The sequence below is a fragment of the Kluyvera ascorbata genome, from assembly GCF_023195735.1.
GTDB lineage: Bacteria > Pseudomonadota > Gammaproteobacteria > Enterobacterales > Enterobacteriaceae > Kluyvera > Kluyvera ascorbata.
Genome location: NZ_CP096201.1, coordinates 3784308 through 3804196, shown reverse-complemented (window position 1 = coordinate 3804196; position 19889 = coordinate 3784308). Strand labels below are relative to the sequence as shown.

Here is a 19889-nt window from a genome sequence, read left to right as displayed (position 1 = left end):
AATCTGCCTTTTGAACCGTTGCGCGCTAACCGTTATGGTGCTTTCGCTATCAATCAATAAGGAGAAATCAACATGAAACGTGGAATCAAAATGTCTGTTATGGCGGCAGTATTGGCGTGTGTGGGAATGAGCTTTAGCGTTCAGGCGGCACAACCCGCGGCTGCAAAAACGCAGGCAACGCAGGTGAAAGCCAACGCAGATACCGCAGAGCAGACGAAAGCCGTGCCTGCCGGTAAAACGGTGGATGATGGAGGCACCAGGGTTAGCATCAATACGGCTTCGGCCGAAGCGCTGGCACAGGCGATGAACGGCGTGGGTTTGAAAAAAGCGCAGGCTATCGTCAGCTACCGTGAAGAGTACGGCCCGTTCAAAACGGTGGACGATCTCAAGCAGGTTCCGGGTATGGGCAGCTCGCTCGTTGAGCGTAATCTGGCCCACCTCACGCTTTAATTTGCACAAGGTGTTTGCACTCGTCTGAAAATTTGCCAGACTAAAGAGGTCATACCAGTGGTGTGACCTCTGACTCTATGTATAAAACAAAATAATAAGGCTATGGCGCTATGCAGACACAAATCAAAGTTCGCGGTTATCACCTGGACGTATATCAGCACGTTAATAATGCTCGCTATCTGGAGTTTCTCGAAGAGGCCCGCTGGGATGGGCTGGAGAGCAGCGCGGGGTTTCAGTGGATGAGTGCGCACCACATTGCCTTTGTGGTGGTGAACATCAATATTAACTATCGTCGCCCGGCGGTACTGGGCGATCTGCTGACGGTGACCAGCAAGGTGCAACAACTGAACGGCAAAAGCGGTGTGTTAAGTCAGGTGGTAACGCTGGAGCCTGAAGGGCAGGTAGTTGCCGACGCGCTGATTACCTTTGTCTGCATTGACCTGAAAACGCAGAAGGCGCTGGCGCTGGAAGGGGAGTTGCGGGAGCATCTGGAAGCGATGGTTGAGTAATGTGCTTGTCCCGGGGCGGCATAAACGCCTGGCCCGGGACGGTAGCCCGGGCGAGCGCAAGCGACCCCGGGAATGATGTCAGATCTATTTCAGCCCGGTCTTCTGCTTCATCGCTGCCATCACTCCTGGCTTATCTGCCAGATAATGATTCAGCCCGTTGGCGCGCAGATTACAGGCCGCGCAGTGGCCGCAACCATTGCCTTTGATGCCGTTGTAGCAGGTGAGCGTCTCGGTGCGTACCAGTTCAAGTTTGTCCCAGTAGTCCGCCAGCGCCCAGGTCTGGGCTTTGTCGAGCCACATCAGCGGCGTTTCAAAGCGAATATCTTTCGCCATGCCCAGGCTGACCGCATGGTTCAGCGCCTTCACGAACTCATCGCGACAGTCCGGATAACCGGAGAAGTCGGTCTCGCATACGCCGGTGATGACGGCTTCCGCCTTCACCTGATAGGCATAAATAGCTGCCAGCGTCAGGAACAGAATATTGCGTCCCGGTACAAAGGTATTTGGAATGCCGTCGGCATCCGGTTCGTAGTCTGGCACGGGAATACTGTCGCGAGTCAGGCTGCTGACCGCCAGTTCATTGAGCAGGGTGACGTCCAGAACTTTATGCGCGCGAGCGCCCAGCGTCAGCGCCAGTTCGCGGGCAACGTCAATTTCAGCACGATGACGCTGGCCATAATCAAACGTGACGCAGTGAACTTCATCATATTGATGCAGCGCCTGCACCAGGCATGTTGTGGAATCTTGTCCACCGCTAAAGACGACAACGGCACGTTTCATGGCTTTTCCTGTCTGTGACTCTAAAAGCCGCTATGGTAACGCCTGCGGGGCGTGGCGACCAGCTTCTTCACCGCGTGGTCGGCGGCAGCCAGGCGGCGGAAAAGTCAAACCAGCCGCGCGCGTTAAGGCGAATGCCGTTAACCCCTGGCGGTGCGCTGACCTGATACTGATAGTTAAACAGCGGCGTCAGCATGGCTTCACTCATCAGTCGGGTAAAAATCGTCTTCAGCGCGGCGATACGTTGAGTATCATCCGGCAGCGATTGTGCTTCATCCAGCGCCTGGTGAACGCGATGGGACTGTGACGCGGTAAACAGCGCGGGCCACAGCGCATCGCAGCGAAGCCACTGCTCCAGCGCGTATTCCGGCATCTCGCCAATCAGGCGGTCGCCCATAAACAAATCTGCCTGCGGCAGGTCCGGGCAGCCGGTCCAGCTTTTAGCATCATAAAAAATCACCGTGAGCTCGCAGCCAAGACGAGCCAGCGCGGTTTTGAGCTCTTCGGCCATGGTGTGCAGTTCCACCGGTAGATGATAGATAAGCGTCAGATGGGCTGGCAGAGCAACGTCGGGCGCTTCTTTCGGCAGGGGGATATCCCAGCCAGGCAGCATCTCTTCGCTTGGGGTAATCAGATTTTCTCCCAGCGGCAGGCTTTGCAGCAGGCCAGAGCGGTGAATCAGCGCAATCACCCGCTGCGCCTGGGCGGCGCTCAGTCGTGGACTCTGGCGCAGTGCCAGATAGCAGAATCCAAGGCTGATGCTGTGGCTCACCAGGCGAAGTTCGCCAAGCTCTTCAGGTTTTCCGATAGCGATTTGCACCGGATGCTGACAGCTGGTGCCGAGCCCCTGCTCGAAAAGCTGCGGTGTAATCCAGTATTCAATGGCTTGTAGCAATGGGTGGCTATGGTGGTATTGATGGTGGCTCTCAATGCGTACCAGCTCCGGCTCAAAAATTTTCAGCATAAATGGACCGGTTCCCTGTGACGGTTTATCCGGGTGCGCCAGCACGCTACAGTAGCTCGCCAGTCGATGCGGCAGCCAATAGTCCGGGTGATGGAGCGTGAAAGTCAGGCACTGTGGGTGCGTTTGCGTAATCGCTTTCACGCTGGAAAAGAGCTTCGCCAGTTCAGGCAATTCCAACAGCATCAATAATCGTCGGCGAAGCTGCTCGGTCTCAACGGCATCGCCGTTGTGCCAATGCAGGGTCGAGCGAATATAGAACTGCCAGCATAGTCCGTCGTCAGACACGGACCAGTGATGTGCCAGGTCGCCCTGCGGCTGTGAGGCTTCGTGGTTGAAGCGGGTCAGCCCGGAGTAGACCTGCCCGGCAAGGTGCTGTTCCGCGCGTCCGGCCAGAAAACCGGGGTGCAGCGGCTCAAGCGGTCGGTAATAGGGAATACGCAGCGTCGGCGTATTGTTTTGCCACTGGCCGCCGAGAAACGGATGCAGCAGCGCCCGTAGCTCAACCGGGGCAATCTGCGCCAGCTCCAGCGCGTTGTGCTGCTCGCCGCGGTTCAGCGCCGTTTCCATCATTTCATTACGTAGCGTTTCCGGCGCGGTATGGAACTGCAACAGCCCGCGCTTGCCGCGCCCGGACTGCGCCTGCCAGCTCAGCCAGCCTGCCTCTTGTGCCTGACGCAGCAAGGTGCGTACGTGGCGCTCGCTGCAAAAACAGCGGGCAGCCAGCTCGGAGATGGTGACCTGTTGATCTTCTCCCTGCGACGGCAGCCACAGACGCTGGAACTGATTTAAACGATTTAACTGGCGCATAGAAACCCGGAACAATAAATATCAACTATTCAGTATTACTTCCGTATATCCCAGCAGATACTAAGTGGCAAGAGAGAGCGATCACAGGCGGGATAAAAGATGGCAAGACTGGCAGCATTTGATATGGATGGCACCCTTTTGATGCCAGACCATCGCTTAGGCGAGAGAACCGTGGCGGTGCTAAAGCGCCTGCGCGAGCGGAACATCACGCTGACCTTTGCCACCGGTCGCCACGTGCTGGAAATGCGCCCGCTGGTGGAGAAGCTGTCGCTGAATGCCTTCCTGATTACCGGCAACGGTACGCGTATTCACACCCAGCAGGGGGAAGTGCTGCACCGTAGCGATCTCTCTCCGGACGTAGCGGAAGAGGTGCTGCACACGCGTTGGGATACGCAGGCCAGCGTCCATGTCTTTAACGACGGCGGCTGGTTTACCGGGCAGGAAATACCGGAAATGTTAAAAGCGCATGTTTATAGCGGATTCCGCTATCAGCTTCGTGATCTTCGTATGATGCCGGCGCATCAGGTGACGAAGATCTGTTTCTGTGGGGATCACGACGATCTTTGCCGCCTGCGAATTCAGCTCGTCGAAGCGTTCGATAAGCGGGCCGATATCTGCTTCTCCGCCGTTGACTGTCTGGAGGTCCTGCCGCTTGGCAGTAACAAAGGCGCGGCTCTGTCCGTGCTGAGCCGCCATCTGGGCGTGGGCATGGACGAGTGCATGGCTTTTGGCGATGCAATGAATGACCGTGAAATGCTGGGGCTCGTCGGGCGTGGCGTGATCATGGGTAATGCGATGGGGCAGCTCAAAGCGGCGCTTCCCCATCTGCCGATTATTGGAAACTGCAAAAATCAGGCGGTTTCTCACTATTTAGCTCATTGGCTGGATACACCTAATCTTCCTTATTCCCCCGAATAGAGAGACCTTCCAGCAAGCCAGGCTCATTTGATGCCTGGCTTTTTTTATTTCCCGAGCAGGGTGTTGATAGCCTGCTGCCACGGCGCAGTGTCGCCGATGTTATTCGCCACCCACTCAGCGTTGTAGTAGGTATCCAGGTAGCGTTCACCGCTGTCGCACAGCAGCGTCACGATGGAGCCGGTTTTTCCTTCGTCGCGCATCTGTGCGGCTAATTGCAGCGCGCCCCACATATTCGTCCCGGTAGAAGCGCCAACCTTACGGCCAAGCTGCGTCTCCAGCCACTGTGCGGTGGCAACGCTTGCGGCATCCGGTACGCGCAGCATGCTGTCGACCACGTCAGGGATAAACGACGGCTCGACGCGCGGGCGACCAATACCTTCAATTTTGCTGCCGACGCTGCCGCGAAGATTCACGTCGCGGTGCTGCCAGTAGTCCATAAACACCGAGTTTTCCGGGTCCACGACCATCAGCTGTGTTTCATAGCCCTGACAGCGAATGTAGCGGCCAATGGTGGCAGATGTGCCGCCAGTGCCCGCGCTCATCACCACCCACGCCGGTACCGGATTGGGCTCGTGGGACATCTGACGGAAAATACTGTCGGCAATATTGTTGTTGCCGCGCCAGTCGGTGGCGCGCTCAGCGTAGGTGAACTGATCCATATAATGACCGTTCAGCTCGCGGGCCAGCGTTTCGGAAGCGGCGTAAATTTCACACGCGCTCTCCACAAAGTGGCAGCGGCCGCCGTAAAACTCAATCTGCTCAACCTTGCGTTTCGCCGTGCAGGACGGCATTACCGCAATAAACGGCAGGCCAAGCAGGCGCGCGAAGTAGGCTTCGGAAACCGCCGTTGAGCCGGACGACGACTCAATAATGGTGGTGCCTTCTTTGATCCAGCCGTTGCACAGGCCGTAAAGGAACAGCGAGCGCGCCAGACGGTGCTTGAGGCTGCCGGTCGGATGCGTGCTTTCATCTTTCAAATAGAGCTGAATGCCGGGAAAGGCGGGCAGCGCCAGGCGGATTAAATGCGTGTCGGCGCTGCGTTGGTAGTCGGCGTTAATTTCGCTGATGGCGTGTTTGACCCAGTTGCTATTCATCATTCTTTTCCGTTTGTCATTTTGTGCCCAGCTTAGCGAAAAGTGCAGAAAAATTTGTTGCCATCTGACCTTTAAAATAGAATTAAGATAGAAAAATTTTCTCCCGGAGGCCGAAATGTTAGATAAAATTGACCGAAAGCTCCTGGCCCTACTACAAAATGACTGCACGCTCTCTTTGCAGGCACTCGCGGATGCCGTTAATCTGACCACCACACCGTGCTGGAAACGGCTAAAACGCCTGGAAGACGACGGTGTGTTGCTTGGACGCGTCGCGCTATTGGATGCCGAAAAGCTTGGGCTTGGGTTAACGGCATTTGTGCTGATAAAGACCCAGCACCACAGCAGCGATTGGTACAGCCTTTTTGTGAGCGAAGTGACGCAAATGCCCGAAGTTCTGGGCTTCTGGCGCATGGCCGGGGAGTATGATTACCTGATGCGCGTCCAGGTGGCGGACATGAAACGCTACGATGATTTTTATAAAAGCCTGGTGAACCGCGTCCCCGGACTGTCGGATGTCACCTCAAGCTTTGCGATGGAACAGATTAAATACACCACAGCTCTCCCCATCGAATAACACTTTCTCTGGGATTTTCTCTTTGCCCTTCAGGCTGCCAGGGCGGCAGCACAGGACGAAGAGAATCGACGTTCAGGATTTTATCGCGTGCGATTATTTGCTCAATTAAGTTGGTACTTCCGCCGGGAATGGCGACGCTATCTCGGCGCGGTTTCCCTGCTGATTATCATCGCCATACTGCAGCTTATTCCACCTAAAGTGGTGGGGATTGTGGTGGATGGCGTGACACAACACCACTTCAGCGCCGGGAAGGTGATGATGTGGATTGGCACCATGGTACTGATTGCCGTGGTGGTCTATCTGCTGCGCTACGTCTGGCGCGTGCTGCTGTTTGGCGCTTCCTATCAGCTCGCCGTTGAACTGCGTGAAGATTTCTATCGCCAGCTTAGTCGCCAGCATCCGGAGTTTTACCTGCGTCACCGTACCGGCGACCTGATGGCCCGCGCCACCAATGATGTCGACCGGGTGGTGTTTGCCGCCGGGGAAGGGGTGCTGACGCTGGTGGACTCACTGGTGATGGGCTGTGCGGTATTGATCGTGATGTCCACACAGTTAAGCTGGCAGCTGACCCTGCTGGCGCTGGTGCCAATGCCGATTATGGCGCTGGTTATCCATCGCTATGGCAACCTTCTGCACGAACGGTTCAAAGTGGCGCAGGCGGCGTTTTCTAGCCTTAACGATCGTACCCAGGAAAGCCTGACCAGCATTCGCATGATCAAAGCGTTCGGTCTGGAGGACAGACAGTCCGCACAGTTTGCCGCCGATGCGGCTGACACCGGTGTGAAGAACATGCGCGTGGCGCGTATCGACGCACGCTTTGACCCCACTATCTATATCGCCATCGGCATGGCAAACCTGCTGGCAATTGCAGGTGGCAGCTGGATGGTGATGCAGGGCGAACTCACGCTCGGTGAGCTCACCAGCTTTATGATGTACCTTGGCCTGATGATTTGGCCTATGCTCGCGCTGGCCTGGATGTTCAATATCGTTGAGCGTGGCAGCGCCGCCTATAGCCGTATTCGCACGCTGCTGGCGGAAGCTCCGGTAGTGGATGACGGCACTCAGGCAGTGCCAGAAGGGCGCGGAACGCTGGAGCTGGCGATTGAACGCTTTAGCTATCCGCAAACCGACAAACCAACGCTCTGTCACGTCAACGTGACCCTGAAACCGGGCCATATGCTCGGTATCTGCGGGCCGACGGGCTCGGGAAAATCGACCATTCTGTCGCTTATCCAGCGCCATTTTGACGTGGATGAAGGTGAAATCCGCTTCCATGATATTCCTCTGCGCCAATTGCAGCTCGATGCCTGGCGTAGCCGCCTGGCGGTGGTGAGCCAGACGCCGTTCCTCTTTTCTGACACGGTGGCTAGCAATATTGCGCTGGGCAACCCGAGCGCTACGCAGGAAGAGATTGAGCATGCGGCGCGTCTGGCCTACGTGCATGAAGATATTCTGCGTTTGCCGCAGGGTTACGATACTGAAGTGGGCGAGCGCGGTGTGATGCTCTCCGGAGGGCAGAAACAGCGTATCTCCATTGCGCGCGCGCTGCTGCTGGAGGCGGAAATATTGATACTCGACGACGCGCTATCGGCGGTCGATGGCCGCACGGAACACCAGATTCTGCATAACCTGCGTCAGTGGGGAGAGGGGCGCACGGTCATCATTAGCGCTCATCGTCTTTCGGCGCTATCGGATGCCAGTGAAATTATTGTGATGCAGCATGGGCATATCGCCCAGCGCGGTCGACATGAACGGCTGGCAGCGGAGCAGGGCTGGTATCGCGATATGCACCGTTATCAACAGCTTGAGGCCGCGCTGAATGACGTGCCGGAAGAAGACAAATCGGAGGTGACAGATGCGTAGTTTCGGGCAACTGTGGCCTACCCTGAAGCGGCTGCTGGCCTACGGCTCGCCGTGGCGTAAACCGCTATCGATTGCGGTGGTGATGCTATGGATTGCCGCGGCCGCCGAGGTGAGCGGGCCGCTGCTGATAAGTTATTTTATCGACAATATGGTGGCGAAGAATATTCTGCCATTGGGAACGGTTGCCGGGCTGGCTGCGGCCTATGTTGGCCTGCAATTGCTGGCCGCCTCGCTGCACTACAGTCAGTCGCTGCTGTTTAACCGCGCAGCGGTCGGCGTGGTACAGCAGCTGCGTAGCGACGTGATGGACGCCGCGCTGCGCCAGCCGCTGAGCGAGTTTGACACCCAACCGGTCGGCCAGCTTATCTCCCGCGTGACTAACGATACGGAAGTGATCCGCGACCTGTACGTCACGGTGGTGGCGACAGTGCTGCGCAGCGCTGCGCTTATCGGCGCGATGCTGGTAGCGATGTTTAGCCTTGACTGGCGCATGGCGCTGGTGGCGATGGCTATCTTCCCGGCGGTGATGATCGTGATGGTGATTTATCAGCGCTACAGCACGCCGATTGTGCGCCGTGTTCGCGCCTATCTGGCGGATATCAACGATGGCTTCAACGAAGTCATCAACGGCATGAGCGTTATTCAGCAGTTCCGCCAGCAGGTACGTTTTGGCGAACGTATCGGTGAAGTGAGCCGCTCGCACTATCTGGCGCGTATGCAGACGCTGCGTCTGGACGGTTTCTTACTGCGCCCACTACTGAGCCTGTTCTCCACGCTGGTGCTCTGTGGCCTGTTGATGCTGTTTGGCTTTAGCGCGCAGGGAACCATTGAAGTGGGGGTGCTGTATGCCTTTATTAGCTATCTGGGCCGCCTTAACGAGCCGCTGATTGAACTGACAACCCAGCAGTCGATGCTGCAACAGGCGGTGGTGGCTGGCGAGCGCGTCTTTGAACTGATGGATCGCCCGCGTCAGCAGTACGGGCACGATCTTGCACCGCTGGAGCGCGGGGATATCGACATTGATGATGTCTCCTTTGCCTATCGCGACGACAAGCTGGTGCTGCAAAACATTTCGCTGTCGATTCCGGCGCGAAGCTTTGTGGCGCTGGTGGGACACACCGGCAGCGGCAAGAGTACGCTCGCCAGCCTGTTGATGGGCTACTACCCGCCTGATTCCGGTGAAATCCGCCTTGGCGGCCGCCCGCTTCAGAGCCTGAGTCATCAGGTGCTGCGGCAGGGCATCGCCGTGGTGCAGCAGGATCCCGTCGTGCTGGCTGACTCTTTCTTCGCGAACGTCACGCTGGGGCGCGATATCAGCGAGGCGCAGGTCTGGCAGGTATTGGAAACGGTGCAGTTGGCGGAGCTGGCGCGAGGCATGAGCGACGGTATCTATACGCATCTGGGCGAGCAGGGTAACAATCTGTCTGTTGGGCAGAAGCAGCTGCTGGCGCTGGCCCGCGTGCTGGTGGAAACCCCGCAGGTGCTGATCCTTGATGAGGCGACAGCCAATATTGACTCCGGCACCGAGCGCGCCATACAGCACGCGCTGGCTGGTGTACGCCAGCACACGACGCTGGTGGTGATTGCCCACCGTCTGTCGACCATTGTGGAGGCAGATACTATTATGGTGCTTCACCGTGGCCAGGCCGTTGAGCAGGGCAATCACCAGCAACTGCTTGAAGCCAAAGGCCGATACTGGCAGATGTATCAGCTGCAGTTGGCCGGAGAAGAGCTGGCTGCCAGCGCGCAGGACGATGCGGTAACCGCCTGATGCACCACCGTCAGGCATTTTTCTAACAGATTGCCGTTGTGACACGCATCATGCACTCGCATGGTGCGTTTTTCTTTTTGCTCCCTCGATTTCGCCACGGTAAACCCTGATTTTCTCCATAAAGCAGCGCCGTTTTCATTTCTGGCATGGCCCTTGCTTTATCTATTACGTGTTCGCAGCCATTACCGAATTCTGACTGGAGGGGATCTATGAAGCTGGTTACCGTGGTAATCAAACCATTCAAACTTGAAGACGTTCGCGAAGCGCTGTCTTCCATTGGCATTCAGGGCTTAACGGTGACAGAAGTGAAAGGCTTCGGTCGTCAGAAAGGTCATGCAGAGCTTTACCGCGGTGCGGAGTACAGCGTCAACTTCCTGCCGAAAGTGAAAATTGATGTGGCTATCGCCGACGATCAGCTTGATGAAGTCGTCGATGTGATTAGCAAAGCCGCTTACACCGGAAAAATTGGCGACGGTAAGATTTTTGTCGCTGAACTGCAGCGCGTAATCCGTATTCGTACCGGCGAAGCCGACGAAGCGGCGCTGTAATTCCCAGCCAGCACAGTGATAGGGATCGAGATGATGAAAAAAACAATGGTAAAAACGGGGTTGAGCGCGCTGGCGCTGTTGCCGGGTCTGGCAATGGCGGCACCGGCGGTGGTGGATAAAGCCGATAACGCCTTTATGATGCTGTGTACCGCGCTGGTGCTGTTTATGACCATCCCGGGGATTGCGCTGTTCTACGGCGGCCTGATCCGCGGTAAAAACGTACTCTCTATGCTGACGCAGGTAGCGGTGACCTTCGCCGTTGTTTGCGTACTGTGGGTCGTTTACGGCTACTCACTGGCTTTCGGTACCGGCGGCAGCTTCTTCGGCAGCTTCGACTGGATCATGCTGAAAAATATCAAGATCACCGATCTGATGGGCTCGTTCTATCAGTATATCCACGTGGCGTTCCAGGGCTCCTTCGCCTGTATCACCGTGGGCCTGATTGTGGGCGCGCTGGCGGAGCGTATTCGCTTCTCCGCGGTGCTGATTTTCGTAGTCATTTGGCTGACCCTCTCCTACGTGCCGATTGCCCACATGGTTTGGGGCGGCGGTCTGCTGGCGAGCCACGGTGCGCTCGACTTTGCGGGCGGTACGGTGGTGCATATTAACGCGGCGGTGGCAGGCCTGGTCGGCGCATACCTGATTGGCAAACGCGTGGGCTTTGGCAAAGAAGCGTTTAAACCGCACAACCTGCCGATGGTGTTTATCGGTACCGCAATCCTCTACTTTGGCTGGTTCGGCTTCAACGCCGGTTCCGCCAGTGCGGCAAACGAAATTGCCGGTCTGGCCTTCGTGAACACCGTTGTCGCTACCGCTGCTGCTATTCTTGGCTGGGTATTTGGCGAATGGGCGCTGCGCGGTAAGCCTTCTCTGTTGGGCGCATGTTCCGGTGCGATTGCGGGCCTGGTCGGTATCACCCCAGCGTGCGGTTATATCGGTGTCGGCGGTGCGTTGATCCTGGGTATCGTGGTCGGTCTGGCTGGTTTGTGGGGCGTCACCTCCCTGAAACGCTGGCTGCGCGTGGATGACCCATGCGACGTGTTCGGTGTCCACGGCGTGTGTGGCATCATCGGCTGTATCCTGACCGGTATCTTTGCTTCTACGGCGCTTGGCGGCGTGGGCTATGCGGAAGGCGTGACCATGAGCCATCAGGTTCTGGTACAGCTTGAAAGCATCGCTATCACTATCGTCTGGTCCGGCGTAGTGGCCTTCATCGGCTACAAAGTGGCGGATTTAACCGTCGGTCTGCGCGTACCGGAAGACCAGGAACGCGAAGGTCTGGACGTGAACAGCCACGGCGAGAATGCGTACAACGCCTGATATCGCTAACCCGGACGAGGCGCACATGCTGACTCCGGGGATATCATCTTTGATGCGGTATCTCCAAAGCCAAAAAAGCCTCCCAATGGGAGGCTTTTTTGTACATGAACCGAATTAATTACGGTTGCGCATGACGCCTTCCTGCACCGTCGAAGCCACCAGCACGCCGTCCTGAGTGTAGAACTCGCCGCGCACAAAGCCGCGCGCGCTGGAGGCTGAGGTACTTTCGACGCTGTAGAGCAGCCATTCGTTCATATTAAACGGACGGTGGAACCACATTGAGTGGTCAATGGTTGCAACCTGCATACCCGGCTCAAGGAAGCCTACGCCGTGTGGCTGGAGCGCGACCGGCAGGAAGTTGAAGTCTGAGGCGTAGCCCAGCAGATACTGATGAATATGCAGTGAATCCGGTACGGTACCGTTGGCGCGCATCCACACCTGGCGGCGCGGTTCTGCGATATGGCCTTTTAGCGGGTTATGGAACTCAACCGGGCGAATTTCCAGAGGCTTATCGCAGAGAAACTTCTCTTTGGCCTGCGGCGGCAGCAGGTGCGCCAGCGAGCGGGCGATATCGGTTTCCGAAGGCAGGCCGTCCGGTGATGGGGCAACTGGCATGGTTTTCTGATGCTCGTAGCCTGATTCTGGCGCCTGGAAGGAGGCGGTCATATAGAAAATCGGTTTACCGTTCTGGATAGCCGCCACGCGGCGCGCGCTGAAGCTGTTGCCATCGCGCAGCACCTCAACGTCATAAACGATAGGCTTCTGGCTGTCGCCAGGACGCAGGAAGTAGCTGTGGAAAGAGTGCACCAGGCGATCGGCAGGGACGGTCTCTTTTGCCGCATACAGCGCCTGGCCGACAACCTGGCCGCCAAAGACCTGACGCAGACCCAAGTCTTCACTCTGGCCGCGGAACAGCCCTTCTTCAATTCTTTCCAGATTTAACAACGTCAGCAGATTAGAAAGCGCTTGGCTCATTGATACCCTCTATATTTTACGGTCACAGCTGCAGGTGAATATCTCCATTATAACGTAGTTTCGCCAGTGGTCCGATGGGTTCAATTATCTGAATAATGGGGCGTTTGCAGGCAAACATGTGAAAGATATGCCACACTAAAGCGGTTACGTTTGTTAAAGCGTTGTCGCTCAATTGAGAAATTTGCCTCAATTTGAGTGAGCAATAAGGAGAATGCTAATGAAACTTGTGCCGATCTTAAGCGGTTTGGCGATTGCACTGGCCCTGGCGGGCTGTGCGAATACGCACCAGCAAAGTCAGAATCAGACATCTGCGCCAGGCGCAGCCGCAGCAACTCAGGCCATTCAGGGACCGAACGTTTCCGGTAATGTGTGGATCCGCCAGAAAGTGGCGCTGCCGCCGGATGCCGTGCTGACCGTCACCCTGTCCGATGCCTCGCTGGCCGACGCACCATCGAAAGTCCTGTCGCAGAAAGTGACGCGTACCGAAGGTAAACAGGCACCGTTTAGCTTTGTGCTGCCGTATAACCCGGCAGAGATCCAGCCAAATGCCCGTATCCTGTTGAGCGCAGCGGTGACCATCAACGATAAGCTGGTCTTTATCACCGATACCGTGCAAGAGGTTATCAACCATGGCGGCACCAAAGTCGACCTGACGTTGGTGCCGGTACAGCAAACGCCGGTTCCGGTTCAGGACACCTCTCCAGTACAGGTTCCTTAAACGTAAATGCCCTCCATGTGAGGGCATTTTTTTGTAGCACGGCTGCTGACCCTTGGGGCTTCCCGACGTCGCTTCGCTCGGCCGGGCTACATTGCTAGTAGTTCCAGCGATACTTCTGCATATCAATCTGTCCACTTCCTGAAACCTGCACCCCTTCAGAGAGCAGCGCCTGACGCTGGCGCTGTAAATCCGGGCCGGTCAGTGAAATGACGCCGTGCCGGTTCACCACGCGATGCCACGGCAGCGTGGACCCTTCTGGCAGTCGTTTCAATACGCCGCCTACCTGGCGCGCGGCACGGGGTGAACCTGCCAGTCGGGCAATATCGCCGTAAGTGGTAACGTAGCCTTCCGGGATGGAAGCTACGATTTGCCATACGCGCTGAGGGAAAGAGCCAAAATCGTCCATAGTAAGTTCCTGAAGGCAGAACCTTCAGCATAATCAGCTCTATGCACCCTGTGAAGGGCGGATTGCGCAAGAATCCAGCAGGCAGTAGCGGATGGCTTGCATTTGACTGCCTCAGCAGTGATAATGCGCCAGCGCGTTGGATAACAACGCTCTCAATGGGGGCCCTGTTGGTTCTCCCGCAACGCTACTCTGTTCACCAGGTCAGGTCCGGAAGGAAGCAGCCAGGGCAGATGACGCGTGTGCCGGGATGTAGCTGGCAGGGCCCCCACCCATTTCCGCCTCCGCAAAAACTCTCCGTTCAGACCAAACTCATCCCTGTTTTTATTGTGGTTATTCGCTGCTTTCTTCTTCCCGCATTCAATTAATATTCATCCTCTTGTAATAATACTGTCATTTATGTGTCATAAATTGGTTTTAAATTAACATTGGGTATTTATATTACCCATTGTGTTATAAATATATTTCTGGAATGTGCTGTTGGTTTCATGTATTAGTTATTACAGAAATAATACATAAACCATTTTGGACAGCGTTGTTCCACGGAATTTGTTAACACAAACCGTGTATGGATGACGCGTCTTTACCGGAAGGAGTTCACATGACCGTCGCAGTGCTCAACGTAAAAATTGATGAAACAGTAAAAGAAAGACTTCGCCACTTTGCCGAGGTCCATGGCCTGACTTTAGGCGCTGCGGCGGAAAAACTGCTGCTGCTTGGGTTTGCAGCGGAAGAAGAGGCGGGCGTTTGTGAAGATGACATCGACAGCCAGCATACGGAAGAAGATGTTGCTCCATTCTCGCCTAAAGAAATCAAAGCATTACGTAAAATCCTGAAGAAGAGAAAATGAAACAGCAAACGTCGATAGCGTGTAACTATAGTGAAGCCTGCGATCTGTTACGTTCAGGCTACGTGAAGCATGTTCTTCTCAACTGGAATGTTGGCAGCGATGAATTCTTTCGTATTGCCTCAGACTGGTGCGATACCGGTGCTAAGATTAAAAAAGAGGGAGAATCTTTCGTTATTTCCCTGAAAGGCTTTCCGATCCCTCCGCAGCACTAATATATTCTTTAGCAGCGCTTTATTACATTAAAGAATATAAAGTTTCGGGCCGGTTATGTGAGTGGGGACGTCTTCCCCTGCGCGCGGTTAAATTATTTTCCGCATTTTGTTTGCGCCATGCTGGCCTGCTAACGTTGCCCATATCGGCTGTAATGTCGAAAAAGCGCGACGCAGGATTTCATCGTCCAACGTAAAGGGAATGCGTAAGTTACGCTCTCCACTTCCTGCCAGACCAAATCGCGTTCCTACCCCTAGATGAATCGCGCTGGCCTCTGCCCGTGCGGCAAACCGAGTGGCCATCATTTCCGGCAGTTCCACCCAGAATGATAGCCCGCCTTCCGGCAGGACAAATTTCCACTGCGGAAAATATTCTCGCATGAGCGCCGCGCACATATCGCGCCGCGCCGTCAGCAGACGCCGCCGTTCAGGGAGCAGATGATGTTCATTCTCCAGCAGCCAGCAGGTGGCCAGCTGCTCCAGCAGCGGCGAGCCTAAATCGAGCGTGTCGCGGGTCTGAATGAGGGCCGCGATGGTGCGCGATGACGCGCGGATCCACCCCAGGCGCAGCCCACCCCAGAAGCTTTTCCCGGTTGAGCCCACCGTGACGATCGGCGCATCGTGATTAAACGCCGCCAGCGGCGGTGGCGGTGGGGCGTTGTACCACAAATCTACCATCGTTTCGTCGACGACGAGCGTGGTGCAGGTCCGGGCCGACAGGTCTGCGACGATTTGCCGCGTCGCGCTGTCCATGCACTGCCCGGTAGGGTTTTGAAAATCGGGCATCAGATACGTCAGCCGCGGTGCGGTTTGGGCGATAATGGCTGCCAGACCGTCGGTGTCCCAGCCTTTGTCAGGCATCGGTAAAGCCACCGGGCGACAGGACGCGCCTTCAATGGCGGAAATGGCCAGCGGGTAGGTTGGTGTTTCTACCACCACCCGATCGCCAGGCCCCGTAAGGTAACGCAGAATCAGCGCCAGCCCGCTGACTGCACCGTTAACCAGCATGATTTCATCGGCATGCGTCGGCAGCCCGCGCGCGCAGTAGCGCTGGGCAATGGCCTCACGCAGGGCGGGCAATCCATGCTGATCATAGCCGGTATTGTTGAGATAGCCGGGTAGGGCCGCCAGCGCATGACTGTAGGCCTGATGAATTTCCGCGCCCGCAGCTAGCGCGGCGGTGGACATATCCAGCGTCGGCGATGTCGGCATACGCGGTGCGCGCTGGTAGCCTTCGGCACTGAGCGTCACCGTTGAACCGCTGCCCTGTTTACTCTGCACATAGCCTTCGTCGCGCAGTTGCCCGAGCGCGCTGGCAATGGTGGTGCGGCTGACGCCCAGCGCGCTGGCAAATTCTCGCTCGCCTGGTAGACGCGTGCCCAGCGGCAACCGACCGTCCAGAATCAGTAACCGCAGCGCGTCGGTAAGCTGTCGCCAGAGCGGGGTCGGGGAAGGGCCGTCCTGCCAGTGGCCCAGCAGGCGAACTAAAGATTGGGTGGCGGAACGTCGAAGCATCGGTGCAGTCCACTTTTTTAAAACTGGTCATTAATCATAATGCCATTTTTACCGATGATGGAAGCCTCTTTCGATAGGCCGAGGTGCCCATGCTACGCCGACTGATTCAGCTCTACCTTGGGTTAATGCTCTATGGAGTATCGACCGCCGTTTATGTCCGTGCCAATCTTGGCGCCGATCCGTGGAACGTTTTCCACCTCGGCGTTTCCGGGCTGACGTCTCTTGATATTGGCATCGTGATGATTCTGACCGGCGCTGCCGTTCTGCTGCTGTGGATACCGCTGCGCCAGCGCCCGGGGCTTGGCACCATCAGCAACGTCATTGTGCTGGGGCTGGCGGCAGACGCCACGCTGTCTCTGATGCCGCCGTTGGAATCACTCTGGGTTCGCGGTGTGCTGCTGCTGCTGGCGGTGGTGCTGAACGGTATGGCGACCGGTATGTATATTGGCGCAGGCTTTGGCGCGGGGCCGCGTGATGGTCTGATGACCGGGATTCATGCCCGCACCGGATGGCCCATTCGCCGCATTCGCACGACGATTGAACTCTCCGTGTTGGTCATCGGCATGCTGCTGGGCGGGACGTTTGGCGTCGGGACCGTACTGTATGCGCTGGCCATTGGCCCGCTTATTCAGCTCTTCTTGCCATGGTTCCAGACTCCCCGCGTGATGCAGCGTCAAATTGCTTGAGTTTGTCTGTATGATGTTTCTGCCGTGGTGCCCGGCGGCTACGCTGAGTACTATGCACGGCATCAGACCAGTGCGCTGATGCCGTGACCCATCATGTAAAGTCCCACCAGAATAATCAACGCGCCGGAGAACCACGGCGCCTTTCTCGATAGCTCCCCGAACCCGCTCCAGCGTTTACTCATATGCTTCAGACCGATGGCGGCAATGGCGCCGGAGGCCACCAGCGTGAGCGCCAGCCCGACGCTAAAACTTAGCACTAGCGTCGCGCCCAGCGCTACGTGTTTAAGCTGCAGGCAGATAAGCAGAATGGTAATGGATGCAGGGCAAGGGATGAGCCCGCCAGTAAGACCAAACAGCACAATCTGCCCGGTGGTGACTTCCTGGCCTTTGAAGCGGCGGTTGATCTCTTCGGCGTGTGCGCGCTGGTGGGCATCCTGCCAGTCTGCATCAACCAGATTGTGATGATCGTGGTCATGATGATGCTCATGACCGTGGTGATGATCGTGATCATGAGCGTGGTGATGATCGTGGCGGTGGTGCGCATGCTCGTGGTCATGATCGTGCGCCCCGCGTGATTCACGCCAGGTACGCCACAGCATCCACAGCGCGATAACAATAACGATTATCCCGGAAAGCAACTGGAACCACGGCTCTGCGGTTTGGGCGTCCCAGCCGCGGCCAAACCACATCCCGGCCATCGCAATGACCCAGACCACCACGGTATGCGACAGGGTAGCCGCCAACCCGAGCAGCACTGCCTGTTTTAGCGTACCGCGGATCGCCACGATAAACGCCGCCATCATGGTTTTGGAATGGCCTGGCTCCAGGCCGTGCAGCGCCCCCAGCAGAATGGCTCCGGGGATAAAGAACCAGGCATTGCCCTGTTGTAAGAGTGTGGTGAAGTCGTTCATCGCGGAAGATCCTTGTGAAAAGTGAAATGACTATACTCCCACCCAGTACTTTAATACTACCCCCTAGTATAAAAATACGCAGTCAGGGCCGTGCGTGGTATGCTTGCGCAGGAGTTAAGAACAGGATCCCGGCCATGTCACATACCGTTCGTCACAAGAAGATGTTATTGACGCGTCTGAAGAAAATTCAGGGGCAAAGCGTTGCGCTTGAGAAAATGCTCAACCGTGAGCACGAGTGCGCGGAGGTGTTACAGCAGCTGGCGGCGATTCGCGGCGCGGTAAACGGCATGATGCTGCAGGTGATTCAGGGGCATCTGACCGATCACGTGGTCAAAGAGCCCGAAGAGGTGCAGCGTGAAGCTGACCTCGAGGTGGTGATGCAGGTGATCAAATCCTATCTTAAGTAGCGTGCGCCCGCAGGTTGCTTTCCGCCCAGAGAATAAATTCCTCTTTCGGTAGGGCCTTGCTGTAAAGCCAGCCCTGCCCAAACTGCACGCCGTGCTCGCGCAGCCACTTCTCCTGGCAGGTGTTCTCGATCCCTTCCGCCACCACGTTGAGTTGTAAGGTTTTCGCCATCTCAATGATGTATGGCGTGACCTGGGCGTATTCGAGCGCCTCAACGAAGGATTTATCGAGTTTTAAGGTATCGACTTCAAGGTCCTGCAAATAGCGCAGGCTGGAGTAGCCGGTGCCAAAGTTGTCGATATAGATGGCGTGCCCGGCCTTGCGGTAGGCGGTTATCGCCGGGAGCGTCGTTTTGGGGTCAGCAAAGCCGCGCTCGGTGAGCTCAAGGGCAATTTGTTGCGGTTGGACATTCCAGACTCGCATCTGTTGATGTAGCAGCGTTTGCAAGACGACCGAGTGGAAATCGGCGACGGAGAGGTTGATGGAGACGTGCTGGTCGGGGTGCAGACTCAGCCATTTACCGAGGTCGCGGAACACTGACTTCGCGACGTTTTCCGTCAGATTGGTGATGAGCCCAGTTTCTTCGGCAAGCGGGATAAAAATTTCCGGTGACAGATAGGTGCCGTCCGGTTGTTTCCAGCGCGCCAGCGCTTCACATCCCACCACTTTGCCGTCTTTTAGCGACACAATTGGCTGGTAGTAGACGGTGATGGCGGCATTGTTCAGCGCGTCGAGCATACGCTGACGCGGCGATTGCAGGCGGCGCAGCACCTGGACAATCAACCAGCTTGCCAGCAGGCTTATCAGTATACCAACCGGCAACCACAGCATGAGCTGGTGGTGCAGGCGTTCTGACAGCGGCAGGGTGGAAGACCAGGTCATGATCGACAGCTGCAGGTCGGGAAACTCACGGACCGTATAAACGATATTGTTCTCGGTTAGCGTCTCCAGGTGCTGTAGCTGGATTTTCTGCCAGGCCTGCTGGTCCAGCGGCGCGCTGCTGGCGAGCACCCGGCTGTTGTGGGTGCTAATCAGCGCAACCTGGGTTTTGGAATTGCTAAACGGAATCACATCGATAAAAGAGACCGGGTCGATGATCACCATGTGGCGAGCGGAGGCAAAGGCTGCCATATAGCGGTGAATGCCGAGATCGTTTCGCTCAGTATACCAGGCGCGGTAGCCCCCAGGCGTGATGCGGTCAGGTTGCGGGAAGGTAAACTGTGCGCCGCTGTTTTCAAGTGAAGAGCATTTAGCGGTTAGCCCGTCGAGGTACAGTACTTCCTGAATATAACGCCAGGAGTAAGAGAGGCGGCGCATTTCCTGCAAATGTTCGGGGCTACAGCCGGGGGCTTTCAGCTCATCCATCTGTTGCAGCGCCCCTTTGGCCTGGTCCATGACCTGCTCGGTACGCATAAGCACGCGCGAAGCATAGGTCTCCTGCTCATCGATAAACTGTCGATGCGCCTCGCGCTGGGCGAGCCAGATGCTCAGCAGAATAGGCAGGAGTATCGCCATAATCAGCACGCCGGTTATCAGACCGATCAGGTGTCGAGTTGTCACTGCCGGTCCTTTTCCGGGATCAAGTCGTGTAAGTATACCCGACATTTTCTACGCTTATTACG

The 19889-nt window shown here is 56.5% G+C and carries 21 protein-coding genes and 1 other RNA gene; 14 read left to right on the top strand and 8 right to left on the bottom strand.

Going from position 1 to position 19889, the window contains the following annotated elements; all coding sequences use genetic code 11:
* Window positions 1-72: 72 nt before the first annotated feature.
* Together MY052_RS18300 and MY052_RS18295 are read left to right on the top strand one after the other, a co-directional pair.
* On the top strand, window positions 73-450 hold the full coding sequence (locus MY052_RS18300) for a helix-hairpin-helix domain-containing protein (protein WP_035895163.1): 378 nt from the start codon (window positions 73-75) through the stop codon (window positions 448-450).
* Window positions 451-560: 110 nt separating this feature from the next.
* The gene (locus tag MY052_RS18295) at window positions 561-959 is read left to right on the top strand and encodes a YbgC/FadM family acyl-CoA thioesterase (RefSeq protein ID WP_035895164.1); all 399 of its coding nucleotides are present in this window, start codon (window positions 561-563) and stop codon (window positions 957-959) included.
* Window positions 960-1043: 84 nt separating this feature from the next.
* Here MY052_RS18295 and queC read toward each other — a convergent pair whose 3' ends face one another.
* Together queC and MY052_RS18285 are read right to left on the bottom strand one after the other, a co-directional pair.
* Window positions 1044-1739: a 7-cyano-7-deazaguanine synthase QueC gene (gene queC, locus MY052_RS18290; RefSeq protein ID WP_035895165.1), complete on the bottom strand. Its 696-nt coding sequence runs from the start codon at window positions 1737-1739 to the stop codon at window positions 1044-1046.
* A 67-nt stretch (window positions 1740-1806) separates the two neighbouring features.
* Window positions 1807-3507, bottom strand: coding sequence for an SgrR family transcriptional regulator (locus tag MY052_RS18285; RefSeq protein ID WP_248537586.1), 1701 nt, complete (start codon window positions 3505-3507; stop codon window positions 1807-1809).
* 99 nt (window positions 3508-3606) lie between these two features.
* Between MY052_RS18285 and cof the strand changes: the two genes are divergently transcribed.
* Window positions 3607-4425: an HMP-PP phosphatase gene (cof, locus tag MY052_RS18280; RefSeq protein WP_123650016.1), complete on the top strand. Its 819-nt coding sequence runs from the start codon at window positions 3607-3609 to the stop codon at window positions 4423-4425.
* A gap of 44 nt (window positions 4426-4469) precedes the next feature.
* On the opposite strand, the gene MY052_RS18275 is transcribed toward cof, so the two are convergent.
* Window positions 4470-5522, bottom strand: coding sequence for a PLP-dependent cysteine synthase family protein (locus tag MY052_RS18275; protein WP_221181508.1), 1053 nt, complete (start codon window positions 5520-5522; stop codon window positions 4470-4472).
* A gap of 112 nt (window positions 5523-5634) precedes the next feature.
* Between MY052_RS18275 and MY052_RS18270 the strand changes: the two genes are divergently transcribed.
* The 5 genes from MY052_RS18270 to amtB all read left to right on the top strand — a co-directional run bounded on the left by MY052_RS18270 (window position 5635) and on the right by amtB (window position 11595).
* Window positions 5635-6093 (top strand): Lrp/AsnC family transcriptional regulator, encoded by a 459-nt coding sequence (locus MY052_RS18270; protein WP_035895169.1) that lies wholly within the window; start codon window positions 5635-5637, stop codon window positions 6091-6093.
* Between the two features lie 87 nt (window positions 6094-6180).
* The gene (locus tag MY052_RS18265) at window positions 6181-7956 is read left to right on the top strand and encodes a SmdA family multidrug ABC transporter permease/ATP-binding protein (protein WP_248537585.1); all 1776 of its coding nucleotides are present in this window, start codon (window positions 6181-6183) and stop codon (window positions 7954-7956) included.
* Window positions 7949-9727 carry a SmdB family multidrug efflux ABC transporter permease/ATP-binding protein gene (locus MY052_RS18260; RefSeq protein ID WP_248537584.1) on the top strand — a complete coding sequence of 593 codons (1779 nt, stop codon included), beginning with the start codon at window positions 7949-7951 and terminating at the stop codon, window positions 9725-9727. The genes MY052_RS18265 and MY052_RS18260 overlap by 8 nt, the downstream gene beginning before the upstream one ends.
* Window positions 9728-9936: 209 nt before the next feature.
* Complete coding sequence (gene glnK / locus MY052_RS18255; RefSeq protein ID WP_004858743.1) at window positions 9937-10275, top strand: P-II family nitrogen regulator; 339 nt, start codon at window positions 9937-9939, stop codon at window positions 10273-10275.
* Between the two features lie 33 nt (window positions 10276-10308).
* A complete protein-coding gene (gene amtB, locus MY052_RS18250; RefSeq protein ID WP_248538963.1) occupies window positions 10309-11595 on the top strand; it encodes an ammonium transporter AmtB in 1287 nt (428 codons plus the stop codon).
* Between the two features lie 114 nt (window positions 11596-11709).
* Here the strand turns inward: amtB and tesB are convergent, their stop codons facing one another.
* Window positions 11710-12570 carry an acyl-CoA thioesterase II gene (gene tesB, locus MY052_RS18245; RefSeq protein ID WP_123650019.1) on the bottom strand — a complete coding sequence of 287 codons (861 nt, stop codon included), beginning with the start codon at window positions 12568-12570 and terminating at the stop codon, window positions 11710-11712.
* A 217-nt stretch (window positions 12571-12787) separates the two neighbouring features.
* On the opposite strand from tesB, the gene MY052_RS18240 reads away from it, so the two are divergent.
* The gene (locus MY052_RS18240) at window positions 12788-13288 is read left to right on the top strand and encodes a YbaY family lipoprotein (RefSeq protein WP_035895175.1); all 501 of its coding nucleotides are present in this window, start codon (window positions 12788-12790) and stop codon (window positions 13286-13288) included.
* 94 nt (window positions 13289-13382) lie between these two features.
* Here the strand turns inward: MY052_RS18240 and MY052_RS18235 are convergent, their stop codons facing one another.
* On the bottom strand, window positions 13383-13694 hold the full coding sequence (locus MY052_RS18235) for an MGMT family protein (protein ID WP_035895177.1): 312 nt from the start codon (window positions 13692-13694) through the stop codon (window positions 13383-13385).
* 165 nt (window positions 13695-13859) lie between these two features.
* Between MY052_RS18235 and ffs the strand changes: the two genes are divergently transcribed.
* From ffs to MY052_RS18220, 3 genes are all read left to right on the top strand, one after another.
* An RNA gene (gene ffs, locus MY052_RS18230) (signal recognition particle sRNA small type) lies at window positions 13860-13956 on the top strand.
* Between the two features lie 336 nt (window positions 13957-14292).
* Complete coding sequence (locus tag MY052_RS18225) at window positions 14293-14541, top strand: hypothetical protein (protein ID WP_035895184.1); 249 nt, start codon at window positions 14293-14295, stop codon at window positions 14539-14541.
* Window positions 14538-14753: a hypothetical protein gene (locus tag MY052_RS18220; RefSeq protein ID WP_035895186.1), complete on the top strand. Its 216-nt coding sequence runs from the start codon at window positions 14538-14540 to the stop codon at window positions 14751-14753. Before MY052_RS18225 ends, MY052_RS18220 begins: the two co-directional genes overlap by 4 nt.
* 87 nt (window positions 14754-14840) lie before the next feature.
* Here the strand turns inward: MY052_RS18220 and yczR are convergent, their stop codons facing one another.
* Window positions 14841-16265 (bottom strand): MocR-like transcription factor YczR, encoded by a 1425-nt coding sequence (gene yczR, locus MY052_RS18215; RefSeq protein ID WP_248537583.1) that lies wholly within the window; start codon window positions 16263-16265, stop codon window positions 14841-14843.
* 89 nt (window positions 16266-16354) lie between these two features.
* Between yczR and yczE the strand changes: the two genes are divergently transcribed.
* The gene (gene yczE, locus MY052_RS18210; protein ID WP_248537582.1) at window positions 16355-16951 is read left to right on the top strand and encodes a membrane protein YczE; all 597 of its coding nucleotides are present in this window, start codon (window positions 16355-16357) and stop codon (window positions 16949-16951) included.
* A 62-nt stretch (window positions 16952-17013) separates the two neighbouring features.
* Here yczE and MY052_RS18205 read toward each other — a convergent pair whose 3' ends face one another.
* Window positions 17014-17862 carry a nickel/cobalt efflux protein RcnA gene (locus MY052_RS18205; protein ID WP_248537581.1) on the bottom strand — a complete coding sequence of 283 codons (849 nt, stop codon included), beginning with the start codon at window positions 17860-17862 and terminating at the stop codon, window positions 17014-17016.
* A gap of 134 nt (window positions 17863-17996) precedes the next feature.
* Here MY052_RS18205 and MY052_RS18200 point away from each other — a divergent pair, with 134 nt between their 5' ends.
* Entirely contained in the window at window positions 17997-18269 is a 273-nt protein-coding gene (locus MY052_RS18200; RefSeq protein WP_115074562.1) for a metal-sensing transcriptional repressor, read from the top strand.
* Here the strand turns inward: MY052_RS18200 and MY052_RS18195 are convergent.
* Entirely contained in the window at window positions 18262-19827 is a 1566-nt protein-coding gene (locus MY052_RS18195) for an EAL domain-containing protein (RefSeq protein WP_248537580.1), read from the bottom strand. The two genes, MY052_RS18200 and MY052_RS18195, sit on opposite strands and share 8 nt — an antisense overlap.
* Window positions 19828-19889: the final 62 nt, after the last annotated feature.

Coding starts and splice junctions, on each gene's coding strand:
- MY052_RS18240 (WP_035895175.1), top strand. CDS start 12,788: ATGAAACTTGTGCCGATCTTAAGCGGTTTGGCGATTGCACTGGCCCTG.
- MY052_RS18295 (WP_035895164.1), top strand. CDS start 561: ATGCAGACACAAATCAAAGTTCGCGGTTATCACCTGGACGTATATCAG.
- MY052_RS18285 (WP_248537586.1), bottom strand. CDS start 3,507: ATGCGCCAGTTAAATCGTTTAAATCAGTTCCAGCGTCTGTGGCTGCCG.
- yczE (WP_248537582.1), top strand. CDS start 16,355: ATGCTACGCCGACTGATTCAGCTCTACCTTGGGTTAATGCTCTATGGA.
- MY052_RS18220 (WP_035895186.1), top strand. CDS start 14,538: ATGAAACAGCAAACGTCGATAGCGTGTAACTATAGTGAAGCCTGCGAT.
- amtB (WP_248538963.1), top strand. CDS start 10,309: ATGAAAAAAACAATGGTAAAAACGGGGTTGAGCGCGCTGGCGCTGTTG.
- glnK (WP_004858743.1), top strand. CDS start 9,937: ATGAAGCTGGTTACCGTGGTAATCAAACCATTCAAACTTGAAGACGTT.
- MY052_RS18260 (WP_248537584.1), top strand. CDS start 7,949: ATGCGTAGTTTCGGGCAACTGTGGCCTACCCTGAAGCGGCTGCTGGCC.
- yczR (WP_248537583.1), bottom strand. CDS start 16,265: ATGCTTCGACGTTCCGCCACCCAATCTTTAGTTCGCCTGCTGGGCCAC.
- queC (WP_035895165.1), bottom strand. CDS start 1,739: ATGAAACGTGCCGTTGTCGTCTTTAGCGGTGGACAAGATTCCACAACA.
- MY052_RS18275 (WP_221181508.1), bottom strand. CDS start 5,522: ATGATGAATAGCAACTGGGTCAAACACGCCATCAGCGAAATTAACGCC.
- MY052_RS18270 (WP_035895169.1), top strand. CDS start 5,635: ATGTTAGATAAAATTGACCGAAAGCTCCTGGCCCTACTACAAAATGAC.
- cof (WP_123650016.1), top strand. CDS start 3,607: ATGGCAAGACTGGCAGCATTTGATATGGATGGCACCCTTTTGATGCCA.
- MY052_RS18205 (WP_248537581.1), bottom strand. CDS start 17,862: ATGAACGACTTCACCACACTCTTACAACAGGGCAATGCCTGGTTCTTT.
- MY052_RS18200 (WP_115074562.1), top strand. CDS start 17,997: ATGTCACATACCGTTCGTCACAAGAAGATGTTATTGACGCGTCTGAAG.
- MY052_RS18235 (WP_035895177.1), bottom strand. CDS start 13,694: ATGGACGATTTTGGCTCTTTCCCTCAGCGCGTATGGCAAATCGTAGCT.
- tesB (WP_123650019.1), bottom strand. CDS start 12,570: ATGAGCCAAGCGCTTTCTAATCTGCTGACGTTGTTAAATCTGGAAAGA.
- MY052_RS18300 (WP_035895163.1), top strand. CDS start 73: ATGAAACGTGGAATCAAAATGTCTGTTATGGCGGCAGTATTGGCGTGT.
- MY052_RS18225 (WP_035895184.1), top strand. CDS start 14,293: ATGACCGTCGCAGTGCTCAACGTAAAAATTGATGAAACAGTAAAAGAA.